23 protein-coding genes are annotated in these 26,108 nt (G+C 34.6%); 14 read left to right on the top strand and 9 right to left on the bottom strand.

Annotation, left to right across the window (positions count from 1 at the left end):
* Positions 1 to 19: 19 nt before the first annotated feature.
* Together ES677_RS03510 and ES677_RS03515 are read left to right on the top strand one after the other, a co-directional pair.
* Positions 20 to 454, top strand: a complete 435-nt coding sequence (locus ES677_RS03510) for a heavy-metal-associated domain-containing protein (protein ID WP_148369651.1) — start codon at positions 20 to 22, stop codon at positions 452 to 454.
* 170 nt (positions 455 to 624) lie between these two features.
* The gene (locus ES677_RS03515; RefSeq protein ID WP_148369652.1) at positions 625 to 1,455 is read left to right on the top strand and encodes a universal stress protein; all 831 of its coding nucleotides are present in this window, start codon (positions 625 to 627) and stop codon (positions 1,453 to 1,455) included.
* A 22-nt stretch (positions 1,456 to 1,477) separates the two neighbouring features.
* On the opposite strand, the gene ES677_RS03520 is transcribed toward ES677_RS03515, so the two are convergent.
* Positions 1,478 to 2,176 carry a Crp/Fnr family transcriptional regulator gene (locus ES677_RS03520; RefSeq protein ID WP_148380453.1) on the bottom strand — a complete coding sequence of 233 codons (699 nt, stop codon included), beginning with the start codon at positions 2,174 to 2,176 and terminating at the stop codon, positions 1,478 to 1,480.
* A gap of 246 nt (positions 2,177 to 2,422) precedes the next feature.
* Here ES677_RS03520 and ES677_RS03525 point away from each other — a divergent pair, with 246 nt between their 5' ends.
* From ES677_RS03525 to ES677_RS15250, 10 genes are all read left to right on the top strand, one after another.
* Complete coding sequence (locus ES677_RS03525; RefSeq protein WP_148380454.1) at positions 2,423 to 4,864, top strand: heavy metal translocating P-type ATPase; 2,442 nt, start codon at positions 2,423 to 2,425, stop codon at positions 4,862 to 4,864.
* Between the two features lie 148 nt (positions 4,865 to 5,012).
* A complete protein-coding gene (gene ccoS / locus ES677_RS03530) occupies positions 5,013 to 5,225 on the top strand; it encodes a cbb3-type cytochrome oxidase assembly protein CcoS (protein ID WP_148369655.1) in 213 nt (70 codons plus the stop codon).
* 3 nt (positions 5,226 to 5,228) lie between these two features.
* Positions 5,229 to 7,433: a cytochrome-c oxidase, cbb3-type subunit I gene (gene ccoN, locus ES677_RS03535; protein WP_148369656.1), complete on the top strand. Its 2,205-nt coding sequence runs from the start codon at positions 5,229 to 5,231 to the stop codon at positions 7,431 to 7,433.
* A 2-nt stretch (positions 7,434 to 7,435) separates the two neighbouring features.
* On the top strand, positions 7,436 to 7,627 hold the full coding sequence (locus tag ES677_RS03540) for a cbb3-type cytochrome c oxidase subunit 3 (protein ID WP_148369657.1): 192 nt from the start codon (positions 7,436 to 7,438) through the stop codon (positions 7,625 to 7,627).
* A gap of 1 nt (position 7,628) precedes the next feature.
* On the top strand, positions 7,629 to 8,519 hold the full coding sequence (locus tag ES677_RS03545) for a cbb3-type cytochrome c oxidase N-terminal domain-containing protein (protein WP_148369658.1): 891 nt from the start codon (positions 7,629 to 7,631) through the stop codon (positions 8,517 to 8,519).
* 83 nt (positions 8,520 to 8,602) lie between these two features.
* The gene (locus ES677_RS03550; RefSeq protein ID WP_148369659.1) at positions 8,603 to 8,905 is read left to right on the top strand and encodes a hypothetical protein; all 303 of its coding nucleotides are present in this window, start codon (positions 8,603 to 8,605) and stop codon (positions 8,903 to 8,905) included.
* Between the two features lie 27 nt (positions 8,906 to 8,932).
* The gene (gene ccoG, locus ES677_RS03555; RefSeq protein WP_148369660.1) at positions 8,933 to 10,354 is read left to right on the top strand and encodes a cytochrome c oxidase accessory protein CcoG; all 1,422 of its coding nucleotides are present in this window, start codon (positions 8,933 to 8,935) and stop codon (positions 10,352 to 10,354) included.
* A gap of 117 nt (positions 10,355 to 10,471) precedes the next feature.
* The gene (locus ES677_RS03560) at positions 10,472 to 10,918 is read left to right on the top strand and encodes a FixH family protein (protein ID WP_148380455.1); all 447 of its coding nucleotides are present in this window, start codon (positions 10,472 to 10,474) and stop codon (positions 10,916 to 10,918) included.
* Positions 10,919 to 10,924: 6 nt separating this feature from the next.
* Positions 10,925 to 11,632: a sulfite exporter TauE/SafE family protein gene (locus tag ES677_RS03565; protein WP_148380456.1), complete on the top strand. Its 708-nt coding sequence runs from the start codon at positions 10,925 to 10,927 to the stop codon at positions 11,630 to 11,632.
* A 23-nt stretch (positions 11,633 to 11,655) separates the two neighbouring features.
* The gene (locus ES677_RS15250) at positions 11,656 to 11,823 is read left to right on the top strand and encodes a hypothetical protein (protein WP_170234435.1); all 168 of its coding nucleotides are present in this window, start codon (positions 11,656 to 11,658) and stop codon (positions 11,821 to 11,823) included.
* 166 nt (positions 11,824 to 11,989) lie between these two features.
* On the opposite strand, the gene hemN is transcribed toward ES677_RS15250, so the two are convergent.
* From hemN to ES677_RS03595, 6 genes are all read right to left on the bottom strand, one after another.
* Positions 11,990 to 13,351 carry an oxygen-independent coproporphyrinogen III oxidase gene (gene hemN / locus ES677_RS03570; protein WP_148380457.1) on the bottom strand — a complete coding sequence of 454 codons (1,362 nt, stop codon included), beginning with the start codon at positions 13,349 to 13,351 and terminating at the stop codon, positions 11,990 to 11,992.
* A gap of 125 nt (positions 13,352 to 13,476) precedes the next feature.
* Positions 13,477 to 13,818 (bottom strand): hypothetical protein, encoded by a 342-nt coding sequence (locus ES677_RS03575; RefSeq protein WP_148369664.1) that lies wholly within the window; start codon positions 13,816 to 13,818, stop codon positions 13,477 to 13,479.
* A gap of 798 nt (positions 13,819 to 14,616) precedes the next feature.
* Complete coding sequence (locus ES677_RS03580; RefSeq protein WP_148369665.1) at positions 14,617 to 15,027, bottom strand: response regulator; 411 nt, start codon at positions 15,025 to 15,027, stop codon at positions 14,617 to 14,619.
* A gap of 73 nt (positions 15,028 to 15,100) precedes the next feature.
* On the bottom strand, positions 15,101 to 15,862 hold the full coding sequence (locus ES677_RS03585) for a LytR/AlgR family response regulator transcription factor (protein WP_148380458.1): 762 nt from the start codon (positions 15,860 to 15,862) through the stop codon (positions 15,101 to 15,103).
* 129 nt (positions 15,863 to 15,991) lie between these two features.
* Positions 15,992 to 16,357, bottom strand: coding sequence for a response regulator (locus tag ES677_RS03590; protein WP_170235040.1), 366 nt, complete (start codon positions 16,355 to 16,357; stop codon positions 15,992 to 15,994).
* Between the two features lie 26 nt (positions 16,358 to 16,383).
* Entirely contained in the window at positions 16,384 to 19,230 is a 2,847-nt protein-coding gene (locus tag ES677_RS03595; RefSeq protein ID WP_170235041.1) for a PAS domain S-box protein, read from the bottom strand.
* 1,477 nt (positions 19,231 to 20,707) lie between these two features.
* Here ES677_RS03595 and epsC point away from each other — a divergent pair.
* The gene (epsC, locus tag ES677_RS03600) at positions 20,708 to 21,499 is read left to right on the top strand and encodes a serine O-acetyltransferase EpsC (protein WP_148380461.1); all 792 of its coding nucleotides are present in this window, start codon (positions 20,708 to 20,710) and stop codon (positions 21,497 to 21,499) included.
* 1 nt (position 21,500) lies between these two features.
* Positions 21,501 to 22,379, top strand: coding sequence for a cysteine synthase CysM (gene cysM, locus ES677_RS03605; protein ID WP_148369670.1), 879 nt, complete (start codon positions 21,501 to 21,503; stop codon positions 22,377 to 22,379).
* A gap of 250 nt (positions 22,380 to 22,629) precedes the next feature.
* Here cysM and ES677_RS03610 read toward each other — a convergent pair whose 3' ends face one another.
* Together ES677_RS03610 and ES677_RS03615 are read right to left on the bottom strand one after the other, a co-directional pair.
* On the bottom strand, positions 22,630 to 23,817 hold the full coding sequence (locus tag ES677_RS03610; protein WP_148380462.1) for a BaiN/RdsA family NAD(P)/FAD-dependent oxidoreductase: 1,188 nt from the start codon (positions 23,815 to 23,817) through the stop codon (positions 22,630 to 22,632).
* 156 nt (positions 23,818 to 23,973) lie between these two features.
* Entirely contained in the window at positions 23,974 to 25,818 is a 1,845-nt protein-coding gene (locus tag ES677_RS03615; protein ID WP_148380463.1) for a PLP-dependent aminotransferase family protein, read from the bottom strand.
* Positions 25,819 to 26,108: the final 290 nt, after the last annotated feature.

The following is a 26,108-nucleotide window of genomic DNA, read 5'->3' on the forward strand; positions in this document are numbered from 1 at the left end:
AACTTTAAATTTTAAAACGATGAAAAAAACAATGTTAAGTGCAGCAGTACTAATGATGATAGCTTTTACAAGCTGTAAAAATGAAGCGAAAATAGACACCGAGGTAACGACCACGCCAGAAACAGAAATAGCGACTACGGGAGCAGAAGATTTAGCGATGGTGGAAACTACTTTTGGAGTGCGCGGTAACTGCGGAATGTGTAAAGAAACGATTGAAAAAGCGGCAAAAAGTGTAGCGGGCGTTTCTAGTGCCGATTGGAATGTGGACTCTAAAACAATGGCCGTGGCTTTTGATGAAAAAGCGACCGATGAAATGGCTATTCATACTGCTATTGCAAATTCGGGTTACGATACGGAACAAGTGGCTGGTAATGAGGAGGCTTACAATGAATTACCAGGATGTTGTAAATATGATCATGCAATGGAAATGAACCAATCTGGTACAAAAATGTAATTTTAGAGTTACAAATTATGCTAAATACCAATAGAATTTGTTTTATAATGGTTAACTTTATCCTATAGTAATTAAAAGGTGACTGTGATAATTGTCACCTTTTTTTACAATGAGAGTCCTTATATTTACAAAAGTAAAATTTAGATTAACCACCAAAAAAAAATAGACCAATGAAAAAAATTATAGTACCTGTAGATTTTTCAATACACTCAGAAAACGCTTTAAGGGTAGCGGCACAAATTGCTAGACATCAGAACTCAGAAATTGTTGTTGTACATATGATGGGCATAAGCGATGCAAAGCTTATTAAAGAAGGGAATGATTCTATTGAAGGCTTATTTTTAATAAAACTAACCAGAAAACGTTTTACAGAATTTTTAGATAAAGATTATTTAGAGGGACTAACAATTCATGATACGGTAAAAAATTACAAAGTATTTTCAGAATTAGATGATGTTGCTAAAGAATATGGTGGCGATTTAATAGTTATGGGGTCGCATGGTACTAGCGGTGTCTCTGAAGTTTTTGTAGGCTCTAACACTGAGAAAGTAGTACGTACCGCGTCGGTGCCTGTTTTAGTAATTAAAGAAGAAACAAACTTTAACCCGTCAGATGCTGTTTTTGCATGCGACTTTAAAGTAGAAAGTTTAGACGTGTACAATAAGGTCTCTGGAATGTTTAAATTATTAGATATTAAGCTTCATTTATTATACGTAAACTTACCGGGACAAAACTATAAGAGTACAGATCAAATTGAAAAGCAAATTATTGAATTTATAGTGAGTTTGCCAGAAGATGATAAAATATTACCAGAAGATGTAACAATCTATGCCGACTTTTCTGTGGAGCAAGGAGTGTTTAATTTTGCTAATAAAATAAAGGCGGATGTGATTAGTATACCCACGCATGGTAGAAGCGGATTAGCTCACTTTTTCTCTGGAAGTATTGGAGAAGATATTGTAAATCATTCTAAAATCCCCGTATTAACAGTAAAAATATAAGATTGCAAAACCAAGTAAAAATTTACAAGCCTTCTATTAAATTATAGAGGGCTTTTTCATTTTCTATTTTAATGCGTTTACCTGTAGCAGAAATTAACTGTTCCTTTTTAAAGGACGACAGCGTACGGATGCACGCTTCTTTTGCTGTGCCAACGACATTTGCAATGTCTTCGCGCGAGAGCGTCATGGAAATATAACCCTCTTCGTCTACGCCAAAATTATCTCGTAAATACATTAACGCTTCAGCGATACGTTGTCTAACGCTTTTTTGCGCCATACTAACAATAACATCGTCTGCCACTTTTAAATCTTGAGCCATTTGTTTTAAGATCGCTTGAGTGAATTGTGTGTTTTCGTCAAGAGATTTTGAGAGTTCCATTTTAGGAATAAAACACACCGTCATATCATTGAGAGCAACCGCACTTAAATTCGTAGATTGATCTGAAATCACAGAACGTTGTCCTAAAATCTCACCTTTTGCTACGATTTTAACAATTTGATCTTTACCATTATCGCTCATTTTTGAGAGCTTAGAAACGCCATTTTGAATACAAAAAACCCCGTTAAGCTTTTCTCCTTCTCTAAAGATAGACTCGCCTTTTTTTATAATTTTCGATATTTTACTATCAGAAATGCGCTTAAGCTCTTCCTTTTTTAAGGCTTTTAATGAATTTAATTGTCTAACAATACAATTTTCACAACGCCTTTCAAGATGACTCATAAGTTGAAAAATATTATTCTTTATTCTTGCAAAGAAACGAATAATTTAGGCGAAATCTATGAAAGTAAAGTTCTTTATAATGAAAACTCTAGAGAATGTTGTAAATTATACGGCTGTAGGTTTTACTTTAAAACAGCTAAATAATGCTAATATATATGATAAATGTCATCTTTTTGGGCTGTAAAATGAAAGACCTTTGTCTTAGGTATGAATGATCTTTTTAAGGTCGAAGTAAATTAAGTAGTTATGGAGAATTGTTTCCATTGTGGTGATGCCTGCGATAGAACTGTAATTAAATATGAGGATAAACAATTTTGTTGTCACGGTTGTAAAACAGTGTTCGATATTTTAAATGAAAACGACCTCTCTTATTACTACGATTTACAGCAAACACCAGGAATTACACCCTCTCGTATAGAAGGTAAATACGACTTTCTTGAGAATAAAGTGATTTCTGATAAGTTGTTAGAATTTAACGAACAAGGCATTCAAGTGGTGACGTTGTTAATTCCTTCCATACATTGTAGTTCTTGTATTTGGGTCTTAGAGAATTTAAACAAACTTAATCCTGCAGTTAAAACGGCGCAAGTCAATTTTCCTAAAAAAACAGTGCGGGTTACGTATTCAAGCGACGGTTTTAATTTGCATGATTTAGTGGTTTTATTGGCTAAATTAGGGTACGATCCTTATCTATCTCTAGAAGATGCTTCTGTAAAAAAAACGACAACCGATCGTACTTTAATTTACCAACTGGGTATTGCAGGTTTTGCATTTGGAAACATTATGTTTTTGTCTTTCCCCGAGTACTTTAAAGTCGATGAGTTTTGGCTAGAGCGGTATAAATATTTTTTTAGATGGCTTATGTTTGCCTTTTCGCTACCTGTCGTTTTTTATGCAGGCTGGGGTTATTTCGTATCTGCTTATAAAGGCTTACGTTCTAGAATATTAAATATTGATGTGCCCATTGCTATAGGTATATTCGTCTTATTTGTTCGGTCTTCGGTAGAAATTATTATGGACTGGGGATCTGGTTTTTTCGATAGTTTAGCTGGTTTAGTGTTTTTCTTGTTATTAGGAAAATTCTTTCAGCAAAAAACCTATGCTTTCTTGTCTTTTGAAAGAGACTATAAATCCTATTTTCCTATTGCGGTAACACGATTATTTAAGGAATACGCTTCGGTTGATGGTGAAAACACATCCGAAACTTCAAAAAAAGAAGACCAAGCCCAAGTTTACGAATTAGAAAAAGGAGACCGAATAATTATCCGAAATTCAGAATTAATTCCTGTCGATGCTATTTTAATAAAAGGGAAAGCATTAATCGATTATAGTTTTGTAACCGGCGAGGCAGAACCCGTGGTAAAACAGTCTGGCGATTATTTATATGCTGGGGGCCGGCAACAAGCAGGTGTTATCGAGTTGGAGGTTTTAAAACCAGTAGAACAAAGTTATTTAACCCAATTATGGTCTAACGAAATATTTAGTAAAAATAAGCAGAGCGGATTTGAAAGTTTAACAGACAAGATAAGTAAGCGCTTTACCATTACCTTATTATTGATAGCTTTAGTGTCCACAATATTTTGGTTATTTTACGATACATCGATCGCACTAAATGTGTTTACATCGGTACTAATTGTTGCGTGCCCGTGTGCAATAGCTCTGGCCGCTCCCTTTACTTTAGGGAATTTACTGCGCATTTTCGGTCGTAATAAATGCTACATTAAAAACAGTAAAGTGATTGAGCAACTATCTCACATCGATACCGTGGTTTTCGATAAAACTGGAACACTTACTACCAATCAGAAAAACGGAATTGTTTACGAAGGAATAACGCTCTCCGAAGACGAGAAATTAGTATTAACTTCAACTTTACGTGCCTCAAATCACCCTCTGAGTCGTGCCTTATATACGCTGTTGAATACGAATGGTATTTGCACTTTAGATTCCTTTACAGAAGAAGTAGGTAAAGGTATTGAAGGGGTTTCACGTGCGTTTTCTATAAAAGTGGGCTCCTATGATTTTGTAACTGAGAAAGCTCAAGAAAAATCACAAGTTTTAGAGCAATCGAATACAAACAAAACTACAGTTCATATTGGTACCAGCGAAGAGTATAAGGGATGCTTCGTATTTTTTAATGAATACAGAGCGGGTATGACTGATGTATTTGAAGCGTTGTCTAAAAATTGTAATCTCGTTGTTTTATCTGGCGATAATAATGGAGAGCAAGCGTATTTAGAACAAATACTTCCTAAAGGGATCACGTTGCTATTTAATCAGAAGCCTGAAAACAAACTCAATTATGTTAAAACGTTACAAGATCAAGGGAGGAATGTGTTGATGGTTGGAGATGGACTTAACGATTCTGGGGCATTGGCACAAAGTAATGTGGGTATTGTTATTTCGGAAAACGTCAATGTGTTTTCTCCAGCGTGCGATGGTATTTTAGATGCTTCTCGTTTTAAACAAATAACAACGTTTTTAACGTTATCTCGTCAAGGTATAAAAGTTATTAACTATGCTTTTATTTTCTCGTTATTCTACAATGTAATAGGGTTAGGCTTTGCGGTGACAGGCCATTTAGCGCCAGTTGTAGCAGCAATATTAATGCCTTTAAGCTCTATAAGTATCGTGATTTTTACGACTGTTTATACATATATTTTAGGGCGAAAGCTTAATTTGGTCGACTAATACCCAAAGGGAGTAAGGTGGAAAATATCAATAAGAATCATTGAATAGAAATAAAAAGGGGTATTTTGAAATAAAAAGAAGTAAACTGACAAAAGTCATTTTATTAATAAACCAATACCGGTAATTTTACACCGTAATTCAAGATGATATGAATATTATATATATGCTTTTAGCAATCAGTGTTTTTGTGGCACTAGTGTTTTTTGCAGCTTTTATTTATTCTGTGAAGAAAGGTCAATACGATGATATGTATACGCCCTCTGTAAGAATGCTTTTTGAAGATGAACTTGTTGATGAAAAAAAAGAAACTAGTAAATCAACCAATGAAACAACACCAAGAAAAAAAAGACTAACTAAATAAACTATGGAATTACAAAAATTTTATTATGATAATAAGGTTGTACGGAACTTTATTATCGCAACACTATTCTGGGGGATTGTAGGAATGAGTGTAGGGCTACTATTAGCTTTTATGTTTTTATTCCCTAATCTTACCGATGGTATTTCTTGGTTAAGTTTTGGTCGTTTACGTCCGTTACATACAAATGCCGTTATTTTTGCTTTTGTTGGTAATGCTATTTTTGCTGGAGTCTATTACTCTTCACAGCGATTATTAAAAGCGCGTATGTGGAAAGATTGGTTAAGTAATTTTAACTTTTGGGGATGGCAAGCTATAATTGTAGGTGCTGCCATAACACTACCGTTAGGGTACACAACATCTAAAGAATACGCGGAGTTAGAATGGCCTTTTGATATCGCTATTGCTGTAGTATGGGTTGTATTTGGAGCCAATTTAATTGGAACTATGCTAAAAAGAAGACAACGTCACTTATATGTTGCACTTTGGTTTTATTTAGCAACATTTGTTACTGTAGCTGTTTTACATATTGTAAACAGTATGGAAATTCCGGTAAGCGCATTGAAGAGTTACTCTATGTATGCTGGCGTTCAAGATGCATTAGTACAATGGTGGTATGGGCATAATGCCGTAGCATTTTTCTTGACTACACCATTTTTAGGTTTAATGTATTATTTCGTTCCAAAAGCGGCAAACAGACCGGTATATTCTTATAGATTATCTATTGTGCACTTTTGGTCGTTAATATTTATTTATATCTGGGCAGGACCCCATCACTTATTATATTCTTCGTTACCAGATTGGGCACAGAACTTAGGTGTTGCATTCTCAATAATGCTTTTAGCGCCATCTTGGGGAGGTATGATTAATGGATTATTAACATTGCGTGGTGCTTGGGATAAAGTAAGAACAGATCCTGTTCTTAAGTTTATGGTTGTAGCGATTACAGGTTATGGGATGGCTACTTTTGAAGGGCCAATGTTATCACTTAAAAACGTAAATGCTATCGCTCACTTTAGTGACTGGATTATTGCCCACGTGCACGTTGGTGCTTTAGCTTGGAATGGGTTCTTGGCATTTGGTATGATTTACTGGATGGTACCCCGATTATTTAAAACTAAATTATGGTCTCTTACATTAGCCAATACACACTTTTGGGTTGGTACTCTAGGTATCATTTTATATACATTACCTTTATACGTAGCAGGATTTGTGCAAGCCTCTATGTGGAAACAATTTAATCCAGATGGTACTTTAACTTACGGGAATTTCTTAGAAACCGTAACCGAAATTATGCCAATGTATTGGATGCGTGCTATTGGGGGAACGCTTTACATTTCAGGAGCAATAATTGGTGTTGTTAACTTAATAATGACGGCTAGAGCAGGAAGCGCTGTAACCGATGAGTTAGCAGAAGCTGCACCATTAGAAAAAATAACGAAAAACAGAACTAAAAAAGAAGGGTACCACTCTTGGTTAGAGAGACGTCCTGTTAAATTAACAATTTTCGCTACAATCGCTATTCTTATTGGAGGTATGGTACAAATTATACCCTCGTTAATGGTAGACGATTATATTCCAAGAATTTCTAGTGTAAAACCATATTCTCCATTAGAATTAGAGGGTCGAGATCTTTACATTAGAGAAGGCTGTGTAGGTTGTCACTCACAACAAGTTAGACCCTTTAGAAGTGAGGTAGAACGTTACGGAGAATACTCTAAAGCAGGGGAATATGTTTACGATCATCCTTTTTTATGGGGAAGTAAACGTACGGGACCAGACTTAATGCGAATAGGTGGTAAGTATAGTGATAACTGGCATTTTAATCATATGTACGATCCGCAAAGCACCTCTTCAGGTTCTATTATGCCTTCTTATAAGTGGTTAATTTTAAATGAGCTCGATAAAAGTAATACTGAAACTAAACTGAGAGCAATGGTAACACTTGGTGTTCCTTATACAGAAAATGATATCGTTACAGCGCAACAGTGGATGTCCGAGCAAGGTGAGAAAATTGAAAAAAGCTTGTATAACGATCCTGATTTTGCAAAAACATACGAAGCAGATAAGCAGTATGCAAAAGATAATAATGAGGAATTTGTACAAATGCGAGATAGAGAAATTGTGGCCTTAATAGCTTACCTACAACGTATGGGTACCGATATTAAAGTGACAAATGGAGACGGATCAACAGAAAACTTAAACGAATAGATATGTTCAAATTTGTAAAAGGAAACCTAGAAAATATAGATGGTGTTGCAATCTATCCTTTAGTATCGTTATTAATATTCTTCATTTTTTTTGTAGGACTTTTTTTGTGGGTTATTACGGCAAAAAAATCACATATAGAGGAAGTTAGTAACATTCCTTTAGAAGATGACACCATTAATACAAACCAAAACTAATATGAGAACAACTGCATCCTTATTAAGACTCTTCTTGTTATTAATTATTTCTATAATTTTAATGGAATGGGTTTATGAAACAGATCAGCAATGGGCAATGCTTACTGAGCCCATTTACTGGATAATTATAGGTACTGTAATGCTTTTCGGTATGGCTTTCGAAATATGTATCGAAGCCTTACGTGTTATTTTATTTAAAACACTAAAGCCCGAGCAGCAAGCCAGTTATTTAGCAAAAGAAGTGTACCGAAAAGAAAACCAATTTAAGTGGTTTAGAGTAACGTACCTAAAAATGCTTGGAAACGATGAGGATATTGAAGAAAAGGAAATTATTCTCGATCATGATTACGATGGTATCCGTGAGCTAGATAATAATTTACCGCCATGGTGGGTATACGGTTTTTATGCGTCAATTATTTTTGCCATTGTTTATATGGTGCGCTTTGAAGTGCTGAATGATTACAACCAGAAAGAAGAGTATGAAATGGCCGTAGCGGAAGCCAAAATTCAAGTTGAAGAATGGAAAAAAACGGCAAAAGACTTAGTCGATGTAAATACGGTGACTTTATTAACCGATGCGTCAGATTTGAATTCAGGGAAAAAAATATACGAAACAAATTGTATCGCGTGTCATAAGTCTGACGGTGGTGGTGGTATTGGGCCAAACCTTACCGATGAGTATTGGATTTTAGGTGGTGGAGTTCAAAATGTTTTTAGAACACTTTTAGAAGGTGGTCGAGCAGGTAAAGGTATGATTTCTTGGAAGTCAGAGTTAAAACCTTTAGAGATGGCTCAAGCTGCGAGTTATGTTATTAGTCTGGGAGGAACAACTCCAGCAGAACCAAAGGCTCCAGAAGGAGAAATTTGGCAGGATGAAAACACTCCAAAATAGAGCCTTAAACTGACGCACTGCCAGTAAACAATGAAAATGCACTATCAGAAACTGAAGTAAACGAGTAAAAGACTCTATTTACAATGAATATGTTACATAATATAGCACAAGGTTTAGAACACTCGGAGCAAATAGTTTTAAAAAATCTATTCAACTCAGAGAGTTCTAATCTTACTGCTGTAAGTTTAAAAAGAGAAGTGATCTTACCAAAACGAATAGCCTCTACTAAAACAAAAATTTTAGTAGTAAAAGGTGAAATCGATTTTAATATGGAAGGTCAAAGTTTTCGTTTAGCAATGTTCGATACGTATAACGTTCCACTAGAACAGGCGTATTGCATACAGGCCTACAACGATGCTGTGTTTTTAGTATTAGCAGAACATTAGAATAACACCAGAATAACTTAAGGAAAGATGGCAGAGCAAGGGGAAGAGAATTTTCGCGATTCAATAGGAACACTTAATGAAGAAGGAAAAAGAGCTTGGGTTTTTCCTAAAAAACCTTCAGGTAAATGGTATGACTATCGCAAATATGTGAGTTATGTACTTTTGGCATTTTTAGTCTCTGCACCGTTTATTAAAATAAACGGAAATCAGTTTTTAATGTTTAACGTTTTAGAACGCCGTTTTAATATTTTTGGTAATCCGTTTTGGCCACAAGATTTTCATTTATTTGTTGTAATGATGGTTATTGGAGTGGTTTTTATCATTCTTTTTACGGTGGCCTTTGGTCGTATATTTTGTGGCTGGATTTGTCCGCAGACTATTTTTATGGAAATGGTATTCCGTCGTATAGAGTACTGGATTGATGGCGATAGAGGAAAACAAATCCGATTGAAAAAGATGCCTTGGAATGCAGAGAAAATTAGAAAACGCGTATTAAAGTGGATCATTTTCTTTATCATTTCATTTTTAATAGCCAATGTCTTTTTAGCCTACTTAATAGGAAGCGATGAACTTATTCGTTATATCACCGACGGTCCTTTTGTACACACAAGTACGCTAGTATCACTCCTTATTTTTACAGGTGTATTCTATTTTATATTTGCTTGGTTTAGAGAGCAAGTCTGTATTATCGCTTGTCCTTACGGTCGTTTACAAGGTGTGTTATTAGATAATAAATCTATAATTGTAGCCTACGATCATAAACGTGGTGAGAAAGAAGAAGGCCGTGCAAAGTTTAAAAAGAATGAAGACAGAGCTACAACTGGTAAAGGGGATTGTATAGACTGTTTTCAGTGTGTTCACGTGTGCCCTACAGGAATCGATATTCGTAATGGTACACAATTAGAATGTATAAATTGTACCGCTTGTATCGATGCATGCGACCATATGATGGAGTCTGTAAATTTACCAAAAGGACTTATTCGTTATACTAGTGAGGATAATATAGAAAAGAAAGAACCTTTTAAATTTACACCTAGATTAAAAGGTTATACCGCTGTTTTAGGGATTTTAATTGCTGTACTTATAGGGATGTTGTTTTTAAGAAACGATGTTGAAGCCACTATTTTAAGATTACCAGGCCAGCTATACGAACACAAAGAAGGCAATATTATTAGTAATGTGTATACTTTTAAGTTGGTAAATAAAACCATTAAAGATATTGAAAACGTTAGATTTGAATTAATGTCTCACAAAGGCACAGTGAAATTGGTATCGCACTCAAATTTTACAGTGCCAGAGCAAGATTTGGCAAAAGGTACTTTATTTGTAGAAATAAACGCTAGCGGATTAAGCGGCGATAAAGACCGTGTCGAAATAGGCGTGTATAGTGGTGACCAATTAATAGAAACCACAACAACGACCTTTATGGGACCACGAAGTTATAAATAAATCTGTAAGTGATTTGTTTTCAATGTAATAGTAAGCGATTAAGAGTGTAAATTTATTTAAGAAGAAACTCGTTAGGGGAGTCTATATAAGCGCCTTTATTAGCGAGCATTAAAAATTATGAAATGGAATTGGGGAACAGGTATTGTCGTTGCGATGGCATTATTTATGGGGTTTATACTATATTTAGTTATTACAATGAGTACTCATAAAAAGTTTAGCTTCGATTTAGTCACCGAAGAGTATTATGCGAAAGAAGTAGTGTACCAAAAAGAAATAGATGCTGAAACAAACACGAATGATTTAGAAGAAAAAATTATTTTTGAAATTACAGATAACGGACTGAAATTAGTGTTTCCAGAGACCTTCGAGGAGTCAAAGATAAAAGGAAACGTGTTTCTTTACCGACCGTCTAATGAGCAACTAGATTTTAATTTACCATTACTTCTAGAGAATTCTAATGTGTTCATACCTGGAAAAAATTTGATTGACGGTCGCTGGAATATTATTATAGATTGGGAGTACGACGGCACGCCGTTTATGTATAAAAAATCGTTTACTTATTAATAACTTATGTTACTATCGGCACTTATATTTGGTTTATTAGGGAGTTTCCACTGCGTAGGAATGTGCGGGCCTATTGCCTTTTTATTGCCCATAGATCGTAAAAACAAAACCAAGAGAGTCCTCCAGTTATTAAGTTATCATTCGGGCCGTTTATTAACGTATGCCGTATTAGGATTCATTTTTGGGCTGGTCGGTAAAAGTTTAAATCTATTTGGTTTTCAACAGCAGCTCTCTATTTTAATTGGGGTTTTAATGATTGTAGTTATAGTAATGCCCACCAACATTTTTAATAAGTATAATTTTTCTAAACCTATATACAGAGCGGTTTCTAAAGTGAGAAACGCAATGGGTAAAGCACTTAAAAAGAAAACCCTTGGCACGTTTTTTACCATAGGGTATTTAAACGGATTGTTGCCTTGCGGTCTAGTATATATGGCTATTTTTGGGGCGTTAGCTAGCGGAAACGCTTGGAATGGTAGTTTGTATATGCTAGTGTTTGGGTTGGGGACAGTGCCGTTAATGACCACCGCTATTTATGTTGGTAATTTTATAACGGGCACCCTTAAAAAGCGCATCTTAAAAGCGATTCCTGTCTTTGTATTTATAATAGCCCTATTATTTATTTTACGCGGATTAGGTTTAGGTATCAAGTATATTTCTCCATCGGAAATGATTACTGTTGAAGAAGTATCGGCCGACAATAGTTGCCATTAGTTTAATTTTTAAAAATAAGAAGTATGAAAAGTTTAATGTTACCTTTAGTAAATTGGGGAATGGGCGTAGCCATAATAGGTGTTTTTGCATTAGTTTGTATCGTTTTAACAGCGGTAGTTATCAATATGGTGAAATCTGATAAAAAAGCTAAAACCAAAACGGATTCTGATAAAGACGAACCGGTACTGTAATTAGTTGGTATAAGACGTGAAATGATTGAAAGAGAAGACCGACTACCCATCATTTTTAAGGACTATAAAACGCACTATTTTAAACAATAAAAAAAGGAAAGCTATTTTACGGCTTTCCTTTTCTCCTTTAAACTCTAACTACAAAATTAAGACGTTTATGGGTACTCTATACTGTCATAGAGAATAATTGTGTTTTTGGTTTGTTTCGTTGTAAGCGTAAATCGAAAGGCAGGCAAATGTTTCTCACAAACGCACGGCCTTTTTCGGTAACTAAAAGCTTGTTTTCTAAAATAGTTACTAAACCATCTTTTTCAAGTTCTTCTAGTTTAGACAATACTTCAGGTATTTCATTAAAATACAAAGAGGCGTCTTCCCAAGAGGTTTCAAACGTACACATCAAATTAAGAATATGTTTGCGTATAATTAAATCTTCAGCACTTAAAATATGACCTTTAAATATAGGAAGTATGTCATCATTAATCATATTTTTATAATCCTCAATGCTTTTTACATTTTGTGCAAAACCGTACCAGCTGTCACTAATGGCCGATACTCCTAGACCAATCATAACCTGCGTTTTGCTGTCGCTATAGCCCATAAAATTACGGTGGATAGTGTGCTCCTTTACTGCTGTGTATAAACTATCGCTTTTCAATGCAAAATGATCCATACCAATTTCTACATAACCAGCATCTAGCAATAGTTGCTTTCCTGTTTCGTATTGCAGACGTTTTAACTCTGCATTAGGTAAGTGTTCTTCTTTGTAACCACGTTGGCCATTACCTTTTATCCACGGCACGTGTGCGTAGCTGTAAAAGGCGATACGGTCGGGGTTGAGTGCGATTGTTTTTTCTATGGTATTAATAATGTGGGCTTCGGTTTGAAACGGTAATCCGTAAATAATATCGTGCCCCACAGACGTATAACCGGCATCGCGCGCATTCTGGGTGGCTTTTTGCACATTTTCGAAAGGTTGAATACGGTTTATGGCTTTTTGTACGGTTTCGTTATAATCCTGAACACCATAACAGACACGTGTAAAACCATTTTTCGCTAAGGTGTCTAAATGAATTTTTGTGGTATTGTTGGGGTGTCCTTCAAAACTAAAATCGTAATGTTCTGCTTTTTTAGCAATTTTGAAAATACCAGTAATTAAAAAGTTTAAATTCTCAGGGGTAAAAAATGTTGGTGTTCCGCCGCCTAAATGAATTTGTTTTATAATTGGTTTTTCACCTAAAAGTGCTTTATATAAAGACAATTCTTTTAAAACCGCTTTAAGATAGGGCACTTCCACCAAGTGATTTTTTGTAATTCGCTTATTACAGCCACAAAACGTGCATAAACTCTCGCAAAATGGCAGATGAATGTAAAGGCTAATCCCTTCTACAGTATTACTTTCTTTGAAGCTTCTTATTAAAGTTTCTTTGTATTGCTTTAATGAAAAACTATCGTTATCCCAATACGGAACCGTTGGATAACTAGTGTATCGTGGTCCTGGAATATTGTATTTTGAAATTAGTACACTCATAGCTTATGTATTTTATTCAAAATTATAACATATGAGTGCCCTAAAAGATGACTTTTGTTAGCTTTGGTTGTTTTTTCTCTGAATAAGAGGGATAAGAGTGTGCATATCGCCTTTACAATCTGTACTTAATTTAAAATTCTAAAAGCACGTTCTGAGCCTAAACAGTTTTGGTCGCCGTACTTTTCAGACCAAAAACCGTCTAATAAATCTTTAGAAATACAAGTATACACCGCTACGCCTTTATAAATAGTGTCATCATCTCCGGTATATTTAAAATTAATGACTAGAATGTCATTTTTAAAAAAGGCTGTTCCTGATTGCTCTTGGGTTTTGTTTATAAGCCATTGGGCATCTAAACGGTTGTTTTCTTTACAGATTAAGTGCAAGACGCCTTTATACGATTGCCCTTCGGTATCCTGGTTTTTGCCGATAATAGTGTAAGTGCCTTCTAAGTCTTTAATGGTCATACGTAAAAAAGTAAAATAGCTGTTGGTTAGTAAATCTATTAAGAGTTCTAAAAATACTGCTAATTTATGATAGTTAAAGTCTGCTTTTTAGTTGTTTTTTACATTGAGAAGGTTTTTTTTATCCATACACTATCCATACACTATCCATACACTATCCATAGAGTATCTAATTTATGGCATAACGCGGCTATAACTCTGAAAACCTAAAATCCCGTGTTTTTGTTTTGTAATTTCTAATTATTTAATTTTTTTTTAATAAAATAACAACCATATAAAATGCCTAATAACAACATCGGGATTAGATAGGTGTCAATATTTAAGGAAGGAGGTTCAACTAAACTTTTACTGCGCGAGGGAAGAGCAGGCAAGGTGTTAGAAATAACTTTAGAAAAACTCAAGAGGTATGTAATGAGAAATAGAAGTATTTTTTGAATTCTTAGTCTATTTGATTTTTTCATACTTTAAATTAAATTCGATAATTTTTAGAATTAATTTTTAAAAAAACATCTATATAGAATCTAAAGATTTGAGTTTAGATTGATTAGCCATAGGTCGTTAAAGAACAAAGGAAGAAGATTATTGTCTAAATGTAAAACGAAAAGTAACAACTGCATTATACAGGAAATAAGTGATTCTTAATATCTGGTTTAAGAAAAGCGGAATACTTCTTAAATTCTTTTCAAACAGGTCACCTAATGCAAATAGCAAATCATTACTATTTTGTAATAGAAAGTCTGGTTTTTAGTTAGATATAGCGTTACGTTGAGATACGTACAGTTTTATTAATTATATTGCTTATTAATGGGTGCCAATGCGGTTAAGGAATTCTTTAGTAATAGGCTTTACTTGAAAGAAAGCGACATTTTGATCTGTTCGTGCACGTACGATGTCTAAATCATCGATAGTTGATGAAATTATGAACACCTGGCATTGTTTTTTTAAAGCGGAGGAAAGTTTGTTGAATTCTTCCAAAAACTGAAATCCTGACATTAACGGCATATATATATCTATAAAAATCACTTCTGGCAGTAAAGCAGCGTTTTTCTGGTTGTGCTGGAGATATATTAACGCTGCTTGTCCAGAAGAATATTCTAAGACTTCTTTTCCGAAGTTATTTTTTGAAATTATACGTGATGAAATATAGAGATCTGTGGGGTTGTCATCAATTAACATAACTCTTTCAAACTTGGGTTGTAATTGGGCCATCATATTTTTTAAATTATTAGTGTTAATTAAATCGGTTGTAACGGTATTGTTACACCGCTACTTTGTGTTAATTTTTTTAATCGCGTAGCTTTATAAATTTATTAAAATCTTCTTGGCGCCTTTTTGCAATTGGCAGTGCGATTCCATTAGGGAATTCGCAATAATATCCGTTTTTTTTAGAAATTATGGAAATATGATGAACATTAATAATATACGAATGATGTATTCTGAAAAAACAACTGTTACTCAAAAGGGTCCTATACTCTCCTAAATTTTTGCTCGACATTATTTTTTTTCCATTCAATAGGTGAAAATAGGTGTATTTCCCCTCTGCTGCGCAATACATAATATTTGTCATATGAATGATTTCAACCTTGTCTAACGAAGCAACGGCAACATATTTACCGCCTTGGTTTTGAGCATTCAAAATATTGATATTGTTTATTTTATCGTCTTGATAACTGCGTTCCATTTTAATTGCTTTAATCACTTTGTAGAGAGCTAAAATAACGTTGTTAAACTCTATTGGTTTTAGTATAAAATCAATAGCGTTATTTTTAAAAGCCTTTACGGCAATGTTATGATGCTCAGATATAAACACCAATTTTGGGGTGTTGAATTCTATTTGAGCCAGCATGTCAAAAAAAGTATCATCTTTAAAAGTAATGTCTATAAACACGACTTCTGGTCTGTTTTTTTTTATCAAAGTTATGGCTTCCCTTATAGAAGCTGTACTTCCAACGATATTCATGATCATAGAGTTTTCCTCAACAAATTTTTCTAAAAGTGTTAGCGTCTCTTTATTATCATTAATAATTATGGAATTTAGTTTGATCATATTTTGATGTTTTGTTTTTAAAATAATGCTATGGCTTTTAGCTATACTGAATAGACTAAAGCGGATTACAACAAAAAGGATATCGATATTTTATGGCTAAAGAAAGACATTCAATTTGTTAAATATTAATTAAATACTATCGAGGAATTCTTTGGTAATAGTTTTAACTTGGAAAGCCACCACATTGACGTTGTCGTTTGCTCGTTTAATGTCATTTCCATCAATGGAGGACGATATAATATATACTTTACAATGGTTTCTTAATTCTAACGATAATTTATCATATTCTTCCATAAATTCGAATCCTGACATTATGGGCATATAGATATCCACGAAAATTATTTCTGGCAATTCTGAAAAGTTGTTCTGGTTTTTCTTTAAAAAATCCAAAGCTTTTAAAGCAGATTTGTACTGGTTATTTTCTTGTGCAAAATTATATTTTGTTATTAGTCGAGCAGTTATATAGAGGTCAATAGTATTGTCATCAATTATCATGACTCTTTTGAACTTTGATTTTAGTTCTAACATATTTTAAAATTTTTTAGCTTTATTTCAAAAGTAGTACCACTCTTTATCTGTGAAGAGACGTTAATAGAGCCTTCTAATTTTTCGATTGTATCTTTTACAATGTATAAACCAATTCCGGAACCTTGTGATTTACTTGATATTCTAAAAAACATATCAAATATTTTTTCTTGATACTCTAAAGGAATACCTATTCCATTATCCGACACTTTAAGTTGTAGCATTTTGTCATTGGCAATTGCTTTCACTTTAATAAATCTTTCGGTACTGCTAGATTTATGATATTTAATGGCATTAGAAATAAGATTTTCTATAATGGTTTTAAAACGCAACCTATCTGAATAAAACGTTGAGTGCTCTTCTACATCAATGTCAAAGTGAATTCCTTGTGCGTTGGTTATGTTTTTCAGGGCCAGAGTAATATCTGTAATTGTTTCTTTTACAGGGATTGTTTCTACTTCCAAACCTGTCCGGTTGTTTTGTGAATAACTTAAAATGTTTCTTATAAAGTCATCGAGACGATTTATGTTATACTTAATCATCTGAACATGTTCCATAGTTTCAGGCTCTTTGGTTTCGTCCTCAATAATTGAAGCAAGTCCTTGAACTGAGGTTAATGGGCTACGTAAATCGTGAGAAACGCTATACACAAAACGGTCTAATTCTTTGTTTGTTTTGAGTAGTTTTATATTTTGTATTTCAAGGTTTAGTTCTGCATTTTTACGTTCTGTGATATCGAATTTCGTGGTAACAAACTGATACGGATTTCCTTGCTCATTAAGAAAGGAGATTATGGTAGTGTCTACCCAGTAGTAACTTCCATCCTTTGCTTTGTTTCTCAACTCGCCTTTCCATATCTTACCTTGAGTTATCGTTTGCCATAAATTACTTATGTATTCTTTAGAATGATAGCCTGAGTTAATAATTTTGAAATCTTGTCCTATTAATTCTTCGAAACTGTATTTGGAAATTTTACAGAAGTTAGTATTTGCGTATATTATTATTCCATTTGCATCAGTAATTCCTACAATATTTGATTCATCTAAAGCATATTTATAATCGGCCAGTTCTTTGTTACGTAGCTCCAATACTTTTTGAGCCGCTTTGCTTTCCGTGATATCCGTTAACACATTAACAGCGCCTGTAACTTTTCCTGATGAGTCAATATAGGGAACGACATGAGGAATTACATTGCGCCTCTCCCCATTTGGCCGTTCGACAGTACCTTCCCAACCAGATACCGTTCTGCCTTCTTTCAAGGCCACAGCCATAGGAGACAAGTGCGCTGGTATCAAGTGTCCAGCATTGTCTATAAGTTTCGAGAAGCCGCAAAATAAATCCTTTCCTATTTTTGGTTTTACGCCCCACAACGTAGCCGCTGCCTTATTAAAAATTTTTATTTTTCCGGCCGCATCGCAAGAGTATGCCGCCACAGGCAATTCTCTTATTAGTTGACGATACATTTTTTCGCTTTCTTCTATTTTTATTCTTGACTTTACTTGTTCAGTGGCATCAATTGCAAAAAACAAAATTCCGTCAATAATACCGTCAAGGTTTCTATGCGCTTGATATAAAATATTCAAGTACTTATCTTCAAGGTTTCCATTGCCTTGTAAATCAAAATTAAAACGCCTTTCGTTAGCGATGAATGGTACCCCTGTATTATACACGCCGTCTAATAATTCTATAATGCCCTGGTCTTTTAGTTCGGGTAATACTTCCATTACCGTTTTACCAATGATATTGGTTTTGCCAATTAATTTTAAACACAGTGGATTTGCCATTTCATAAATATGAGTAGGCCCTTTTAAAATTCCCATACACGATGGGGAGTGGTTGTAAAAGTCCAAAAACCGTTGTCTTCCTATTTCGTAGGCTTTTTCTAATTTTTTTTCACCTGTAATATCCTTGGCTGTACAATAAAATAACTTTTCATCCTTATCCCATTTGGTAGTCCATACCACGTACACAGTGGTTCCATTTTTATGGGTCATTCTTTTTTCGAATGTCCTCTCCGGCTGGCTCTTTTTGATTTCATTATCAATATTTATGGTAGCGTCTTGATTTTCACTAGCTATGAGGCTGAGGTAATTTTTGCCAATTAATTCATGGGGGGAGTATCCCCAAGTGCTTTTGCAAGAAGCGCTTACTTGAACAAACCTGCTTTCTTCATCAATAGTACATAGTATATCTAAAGAAGAGTCCATTAATTTCTTGAGTTCATCTAAGGCTTCCTGCGGTTTTATGGTTGTTTTGGGAAGTTTTTTTTTACCTTCTTTACATGTTGATAAATCATTAATAGTCACTAAAATTCTTTGTTGTTCATAAACATCCGTATAGTTTACGGAGCTTACTATAGCAGGTAGTTTAGTGCCATCTTTCTGTACTAATCTTAACTCTTCTTTACATCTTCCTTTTTCCTGTTGTTCTTTTATAAAGCCTTTTAATTTGGGATCCGTTAAATCAATAAGGTCAGACCAGTGTTTTTTGCAGAGCTCTAGAAGTGTCATTTGTAACATATTACTAGCAGCAGGATTCGCAGAAATAACAAACCCTTCTTTATTGGCGAGGAGAATGGCTTCCATAGAATTATCAAATATAGCCTGTAATGTGGCTTCGTTTTTGGAAGATTTAATTTCACAGGAGTTCTTGTCTGTGCTTTGTTTGACTACTACATTATTATTAAAAACATAACTTTCTTTTAGGTTTTTTTCCACTTTATGATTTAAAGACGAGAGGTTCTCTTTTAGGACAATATTTGTTAGGCCTTGATTGAGTTGTGTAATACAATTTTCTATTTCTATGTGATTTGCAATAAATATATATGGGATTGTTTGCTGCATGTTATTTCTGTTTGTTAAGTCTTCTCCTTCAGTACGTCCTAAGTAAGACTGTAGGGCGTGTATAATGTAAGGTTGTGAATGGAATGGCTTATACATTAACTCATAGATATAATTTTAAACGTTTAATTATGTCATTGATACTATCATTATTTAATGCTATACCAATCGAAACATTATAAAATAAGAGGTAGTCATTATTTTAATAGTCATTTGTAGCGGTCTTGTATTTCTGTGATAAATTTAAAAAGAGAATTTTATTTATACGAAACAACTATTGCGTTGTTTATAAATATTTAGGTTATGCAAAGTTTTTTTAGGTCTCTCGAGATAATAAATCTGTTTGAAATAAAAAGAGATGTTGTCATGTCTGTTAAACTTCTGGACTGTGCTAAATTACGCTATTACTATTGATTAAAGAACCCAATAGTAATGGCTCGGGGTGTTTTGTTGTAAGTGTCTTTAAAAAGGAATATATGTACCTTAAAAGGGAATAAACGGGTTTTATTATTTATTATATCTCAAAATAGACTTTGTTTTGTCTTTAAAATTTTTCTATTTTTTTGTTAAACGTGAGTTAATATTCCATTAAGGAGGTTTTTAACTCCCGTTTTCTGAAAAATTGGAGCTCTTTATTCTATTTCAAACCATTGCGTTGTTATTAAATAGGAAAACTCAAAATCAAGCTTTAAATACATTTGTTTATTAAGTATGCTTGAGCATTTCCAAAAACCGAACGTTTTCTGAGTCAACAAAAATGTATTCCAATAGGGTGGTTTTTTTTATTCTTTCAATTATTGTAGGCATAAATCCGTCAACTATTTCTGGCCATTTTGCTGCTTCTATTCATTATTAATTATAACGCTATTTCTTCATTGCCAATGTGTTGGTCTCTTTTGATATTCGTTTTTTGTAACTAAATTAAAATACGGGCCATTTTTTTATGGCTATTAATGATTTGTATAGTCTATTTCCATTCAAAAAATTCATGACATACAAAAAGGGAATTAGATCCATTAATTTTCCTGCTTTGAGTGTTTGTTTGTTTGTTAGATGAAATGCCATTTAAAACTATTTTGTAATGGTATTCTCCGTTATTCTATAGGGTTTGTTGCTTTGTTAAAGCGACTCATTTAGCGGGTAAAAGCAATAGTTGCCCCTTTTTATACCTGTTGGTATTCCGGATTTAGCGAAAGTAGGCGAGCACTAGCAATAAATGAGATACTTTATTACACCTTTTTTTACTGTCTGTGGTTCTTTTTTCTACTTACGGTGTCAGAAGTAGTGGTGAAGTGTGAAGCCCTTTAACGAATAGATTATAAAATTCTTAACTTATTTTAAAGGGTTGAAGCTTTATCTTTGAAACTATTAACGATGCTAAGCATTATTTCAAACGCTAAACGTTGAATTGAAAGTACTTTTACTTGCTTTTATTATTCAGCCTTAGCTGCTATACTGCTTCTCTTCTAAAATTAAACTAATGAATCAATCCGTATTGCTACAGGCTATACATCAACAAAAAGAGGAAATTCATTTTTCCAGTATACTAAAGGAGGAATCTCAACGGTTTACACAATTGCTTTTTAAGGCGTTATTCGACCGGTCTACAGATGCAGAAAAAGCACTGGTAGAATTGGAAGATTTATTTCGCGTGATTAGAGATTTAGCATGTCCGCAAATTGCAGGTCAGCCCTGTAAAACATGGGAGGACTTTTGTTTAATTATCCCCTCTTTATTCTCTAGTCTAAAAAAAGACGCCATCACTATTTATAAAAATGATCCTGCAGCCGACTCAATGGAAGAGATTTATTTGGCTTACCCCGGGTTTTTTGCCATTGCAATATATAGAATGGCAAGAGAGTTTTATGCTTTAAAACTACCTCTAATACCACGACTTATGACGGAGTACGCCCACCAGCTCACCGGAATTGATATTCATCCTGGAGCACAAATAGGAGCGTCTTTTTTTATTGATCACGGCACGGGAATTGTGATTGGAGAAACCGCGGAAATCCACGATAATGTTAAAGTATATCAAGGGGTAACCTTAGGGGCGCTTAAAGTTAAAAAGCAGCTAAAGAATGTAAAAAGGCATCCTACAATAGAGAGAAATGTTGTTATTTATGCCAACGCCTCCATTTTAGGTGGAGATACGGTTGTGGGTGAAAATAGTGTTATAGGTGGTAATACATGGTTAACGACCTCGGTCTTAAAAAACTCAATAGTTCTGCACACACCAACGGTACAAGTCATCACTAAACCAAAAAAATAAGATGAATAAAACGATATTAGATCAAATAGGAAATACACCACTTGTAAAATCAATGGTGTTAAACACCAACCCCAATGTAAGTCTGTATTTTAAACTTGAAGGAGATAATCCGGGTGGTAGCGTAAAAGATAGGGCGGCTTACTATATGATTAAAAATGCGCTGGATGCTGGAGAAATCGACGAATCTTCAAAACTTATTGAAGCCACTAGTGGTAATACGGGTATTGCACTAGCAATGATTGCGGGATTATTTAAATTAGATATAGAACTCGTTATGCCAGAAACGGCGACTAAAGAGCGCGTTCAGACTATGGAAGCTTATGGCGCGAAGGTTACGCTACACCCAGACGGGATAGAAGGTGCGCGAGATTATGCTATGGCTAAAGTAGACCACGAGAACTATTACTCGTTTAACCAATTTGCAAATGATAATAACTGGAAAGCGCATTATAATACTACTGGGCCAGAAATATGGAGGGATACCAAGGGATCGATTACTCATTTTGTGTCGTCTATGGGTACGACGGGAACCATTATGGGCACTTCTACCTTTTTAAAGGAACAGAATACAGAGGTGCAAATAGTTGGTGTGCAACCCACTGATGGTTCTAAAATACCTGGAATACGTAAATGGCCAGAAGCGTATTTACCTAAAATATATAACCCGAAAAAAGTAGATAGGATCTTGGAGGTTAGCCGCGACGAAGCTATGGCTATGACCAGAAGATTGGCAAAAGAAGAGGGGATATTTGGAGGGATGAGTAGCGGAGGTGCTACGGCAGCAGCTCTAAAATTGGCGAATGAATTGGATAGTGGAATTATTGTAAGTATCATTTGCGACCGTGGAGATCGCTACTTGTCTTCAGATCTTTTTAAATAAAGACTTTGTAGTAGAAGGTATTTGGAATGGTTTTGCGAAAGCAAGTAAGCTCTAGCAATAAATGAGATACGTTGTTACACTCGTATTTTAATTTCTGTTCGTCTTTTTTTCTATTGCCAGCTACGGAAGTAGTGTTTAAGGGTTTTTATTTTGGTAAACGATAACTTTTGTAGGTGCGCGTTTGGTTAAAAACTATAGAAACAGCAATACCTTCAACTAGAAACCAAATTAAACGGCGATAAACGCGTTTTTAATCCGTGTTATTTAAGTGTTTCGCTAAATAGACTCCGGTACTTGCACAAGCCTGCAAAAGATATCCGCCTGTTGGCGCGTCCCAATCTAACATTTCTCCAATACAATATTGATGAGGTAGAGCGGCCAGTTCAAAATGGTTAGAAATGGCTTTTAAATCAATGCCTCCAACGGTGGAAATGGCTTCATCAAGTGCGGCCGTGTTTATTATTTCTAACGGAAATTGTTTAATGTTTTTTGTTAATGATTCTGTATTTAAATAAGACGCTTTAGTGAGGTGTGTTTTTAATAAATCGATTTGAGCGGCACTTAGTTTGAGTTCCTTTTTTAAGGTCTCCGTCGTATTTCTATAGGTAGATAATTTTATTTTAGAATGGATATTTTCTAACGTTAGCGACGGTTTAAAATCGATTAAAAGGTGTGCTTTGGAGTCTTTCTGCAACTGTTCTCTAATTTGTGGACTCAGTCCGTAAATGGCATTTCCTTCTAATCCAAATGTAGTAATAACGGCTTCCCCTTTCTGCATACCATTATTACAAGACACCGCAATGTTTTTTAAAGGTGTTCCTTCGTGCTTTTTAATAAAATCAGGTTTCCAATCAATCTGATAAGCGCAGTTTGAGGGTTGAAATGGTTTTGTTTGAACTCCTTTTTTAGAAAAAGTATCACGCCAGTTTCCGTCCGATCCCGTAACTTTCCAGCTACCTCCGCCTAAACAAAAAACGGTATAATCTGTTGGTATTGTTTTGTTATTAATAATCGGGTTATTAGCACCGTCCCAATCAGAAAAAGTATGATCATACTTTATAATAATTCCTTTTTCTTCGAGATGTTTTAGGATTGCCTTCTGTACAGCAATAGGTTTAATTCCCTCTTTCGGATAGACTCTTTTACTGCTTCCTATGTAAGTTGAAATCCCTATATGATTAAGCCAATTTCTAAAATCGGTATTGGTAAAATTGCGTAAGGCTGCGTCTAGAAAATGATCTGGTGTGTAGCGTTTAATAAGCTGATTAATCGGTTCTGAATGCGTTAAATTAAATCCCCCTTTACCGGCAACTAAAAATTTGCGTCCAGAGGTTTTGTTTTTTTCATAGAGGGTGATAGTAAACTTTTCAGTATCTAAAAAAGCAGCCAATAAATAAGCTGATGGCCCGCCGCCTATAATTGCAATTTGTTTTTTCATAGAACAAAAATAGTTGTTATTAGACTTTATGAAAGCGTTTTATTTATAGCCTACAACGGTTAGCTAAATGCATTATTATATAGGTTTTAGCTTTAGGTTTACTAAGAAATCGCGCACAAATACAACTAAGTTGGGAGGCGTGCCACCTCCCAATTCTTAACTATTCTTTACAAAATCTAGAAAGACTTTTTTATGACGCTCAAGATCCATATTTGGAGATAGTGATACACGTACAATATAGTCTTTATCACCTTCTTTAGTCGTTCCTTGAGTCGATGTTGCAGGTATGGTCCAATAAGAGCCCTTTAACTGCCCGTAGCTTACACAGAACTTGCTTTCATTTGGGATTTCTGTAATCATTAAATTGATTAACTTCAAATTTAAAGCTCTTTTATAAGTCTCTCTTTCCGCATCGGTATTCCCTTTAGTAGGAAGGTCTAAAGAAAAAACAGAGGGTGTAAACCCTTCATTTGCTAAATCTTCTGAAACAAAATTTATTTTCGCTGCTGGTAAAGACTCGTGAATAAAGTTTACAAATTCGCGTGTGTTTTTATGTGCCTCAACAATTCTTTGATTCATTGATGGTAACTGTTGTGCTAATATTTCATATTGAAGCGCTGTCGCTTCGTTATCGCAAAGCAATAGATGTGTTTCAATTTTATCCATTAATGCTTCCGTTTTCATATTACCTACAACGTAACCCGCAGTACATTTTCCACCACTTGGAAATTTCGATCCACTAGCATAAGAAAGGGTTCTCATTGTTGAGAGTATTTCACCTTCACCTAAAAAGTGCACGTTAGGACAAAATGTTTGGTCTAATATAAATACGGGATCGATAGCTGTTTCACCAGATGCTGTTTTACGCTCTTTACTTAAAACGACTTTTAAATTTATAAGATCTGGAACTTCAACTCTAGGGTTTGTTGGAATTTCAGCGATAATATAAGGGACCGCATCGTCGTTGGCTATTTTAGCTAAAATGGTATCAATACTTTTAACCATTTCGTTATCACCATCCACTGGTAAATCTACTACCTCAACATTATCGAGGCACGCTGCAACGCGTCTTGCTTGGTCATTTGTTCCCCCATAACAATTAGGAGGTACAATAAATTTAATCTCTTTTCCTTTGTGGTTTTCTAGTGCATCATGCACTAGTCCCATCATAATTGCATATTGAATAGATAGACCACAAGAAGCAACTAAGGGTTTTAAAGGTGTGCCAGTAATGGTTGCAATTGCATTTAAGACAGCCGCTTTATTGGCCACGATATTACTTATTTCAGGTTTAAAAGAAGATTGTTCTATTAGCAACTGTAAGGCAGAAAGGGCATTTGCTGGCGTCATTGCAATGGTTTCTCTTCGTCGCACGTGCTGAATATCTGCCACATAACTTTCGTTCTGTTCACCATTAACGACTAAAACACTTCCAAGGTGATCATGAAGATTGATTATAAAGTCAATCATAGGGTTTAGAGCAATAGTGCCTATTTTATCTTGTTGTGAAATAAAGATAGTGCTACCGTTAAAGGCAGAGATGGCTTCTGGATTTTCTACATTCTTCAACTCAAAATTATAACCATAAATAGTCTTTATTATTTCGGCATCAAAAAAAGTGGGTAATTCACCAGTATAAACGATTTGGGTGTTTTTATTTTCTAGTAAATTTTTTCTTAGAATAGCCAAAACAGGTATCGTCTTTGACGAAAAACTGATAACATTATTTGGGTCTAAACGGTGCAGTTTAGCAATTCCCCATTCTAATACACAGGATAGCGGATGACCTAATCGAATATAATCGTAAGCAGTAGGTAATTCATTGAGTGCCGATGCTTCAAAATTATTGTCGTTATACAAGGTTTCAAACTGCTCTAAGAATTGCGTTTTAGCCCGTTTTTCATCAAAAATATCTAGTCGATGGGTTGTTGTACTCAACCAGCCCGTTGGTCTGTTTATTACTACTTCTTTAATATAATTTAGCATTTTATTGTCTTCCATAATTTTCAACTTTACGTAGTGCGACAATATACAGTAATTACATTTGTTTTAAAAGTGTTACAAGACGTTTTGTTGCCGTGTGCACAAGCTTTAACAAAAGATTAGTAAAGGGTTTTAAATAGGCTTTTTGTAGGGTTTATAAGTTAGCCGAAATGATTTTTTGTTTTTAGTTGAATTGCCATAAAATGTTATAACGACGGTAAGTGAAACGGATAAGATTAAGGAGGTGTTTTTTTTGTTAATGCAATTTTAATTGTGAGAAGTAAATAGTTTCTATTTAGCTAAACACG

It is taken from the genome of Bizionia gelidisalsuginis (assembly GCF_008086185.1).
In the GTDB taxonomy this organism is placed as follows: domain Bacteria; phylum Bacteroidota; class Bacteroidia; order Flavobacteriales; family Flavobacteriaceae; genus Bizionia; species Bizionia saleffrena.

Bases quoted from the DNA above. Each gene is read 5' to 3' on its own strand.
- ES677_RS03510 (WP_148369651.1), top strand. From the start codon at position 20: ATGAAAAAAACAATGTTAAGTGCAGCAGTACTAATGATGATAGCTTTT.
- ES677_RS03515 (WP_148369652.1), top strand. From the start codon at position 625: ATGAAAAAAATTATAGTACCTGTAGATTTTTCAATACACTCAGAAAAC.
- ES677_RS03520 (WP_148380453.1), bottom strand. From the start codon at position 2,176: ATGAGTCATCTTGAAAGGCGTTGTGAAAATTGTATTGTTAGACAATTA.
- ES677_RS03525 (WP_148380454.1), top strand. From the start codon at position 2,423: ATGGAGAATTGTTTCCATTGTGGTGATGCCTGCGATAGAACTGTAATT.
- ccoS (WP_148369655.1), top strand. From the start codon at position 5,013: ATGAATATTATATATATGCTTTTAGCAATCAGTGTTTTTGTGGCACTA.
- ccoN (WP_148369656.1), top strand. From the start codon at position 5,229: ATGGAATTACAAAAATTTTATTATGATAATAAGGTTGTACGGAACTTT.
- ES677_RS03540 (WP_148369657.1), top strand. From the start codon at position 7,436: ATGTTCAAATTTGTAAAAGGAAACCTAGAAAATATAGATGGTGTTGCA.
- ES677_RS03545 (WP_148369658.1), top strand. From the start codon at position 7,629: ATGAGAACAACTGCATCCTTATTAAGACTCTTCTTGTTATTAATTATT.
- ES677_RS03550 (WP_148369659.1), top strand. From the start codon at position 8,603: ATGAATATGTTACATAATATAGCACAAGGTTTAGAACACTCGGAGCAA.
- ccoG (WP_148369660.1), top strand. From the start codon at position 8,933: ATGGCAGAGCAAGGGGAAGAGAATTTTCGCGATTCAATAGGAACACTT.
- ES677_RS03560 (WP_148380455.1), top strand. From the start codon at position 10,472: ATGAAATGGAATTGGGGAACAGGTATTGTCGTTGCGATGGCATTATTT.
- ES677_RS03565 (WP_148380456.1), top strand. From the start codon at position 10,925: ATGTTACTATCGGCACTTATATTTGGTTTATTAGGGAGTTTCCACTGC.
- ES677_RS15250 (WP_170234435.1), top strand. From the start codon at position 11,656: ATGAAAAGTTTAATGTTACCTTTAGTAAATTGGGGAATGGGCGTAGCC.
- hemN (WP_148380457.1), bottom strand. From the start codon at position 13,351: ATGAGTGTACTAATTTCAAAATACAATATTCCAGGACCACGATACACT.
- ES677_RS03575 (WP_148369664.1), bottom strand. From the start codon at position 13,818: ATGACCATTAAAGACTTAGAAGGCACTTACACTATTATCGGCAAAAAC.
- ES677_RS03580 (WP_148369665.1), bottom strand. From the start codon at position 15,027: ATGATGGCCCAATTACAACCCAAGTTTGAAAGAGTTATGTTAATTGAT.
- ES677_RS03585 (WP_148380458.1), bottom strand. From the start codon at position 15,862: ATGATCAAACTAAATTCCATAATTATTAATGATAATAAAGAGACGCTA.
- ES677_RS03590 (WP_170235040.1), bottom strand. From the start codon at position 16,357: ATGATAATTGATGACAATACTATTGACCTCTATATAACTGCTCGACTA.
- ES677_RS03595 (WP_170235041.1), bottom strand. From the start codon at position 19,230: ATGCAGCAAACAATCCCATATATATTTATTGCAAATCACATAGAAATA.
- epsC (WP_148380461.1), top strand. From the start codon at position 20,708: ATGAATCAATCCGTATTGCTACAGGCTATACATCAACAAAAAGAGGAA.
- cysM (WP_148369670.1), top strand. From the start codon at position 21,501: ATGAATAAAACGATATTAGATCAAATAGGAAATACACCACTTGTAAAA.
- ES677_RS03610 (WP_148380462.1), bottom strand. From the start codon at position 23,817: ATGAAAAAACAAATTGCAATTATAGGCGGCGGGCCATCAGCTTATTTA.
- ES677_RS03615 (WP_148380463.1), bottom strand. From the start codon at position 25,818: ATGGAAGACAATAAAATGCTAAATTATATTAAAGAAGTAGTAATAAAC.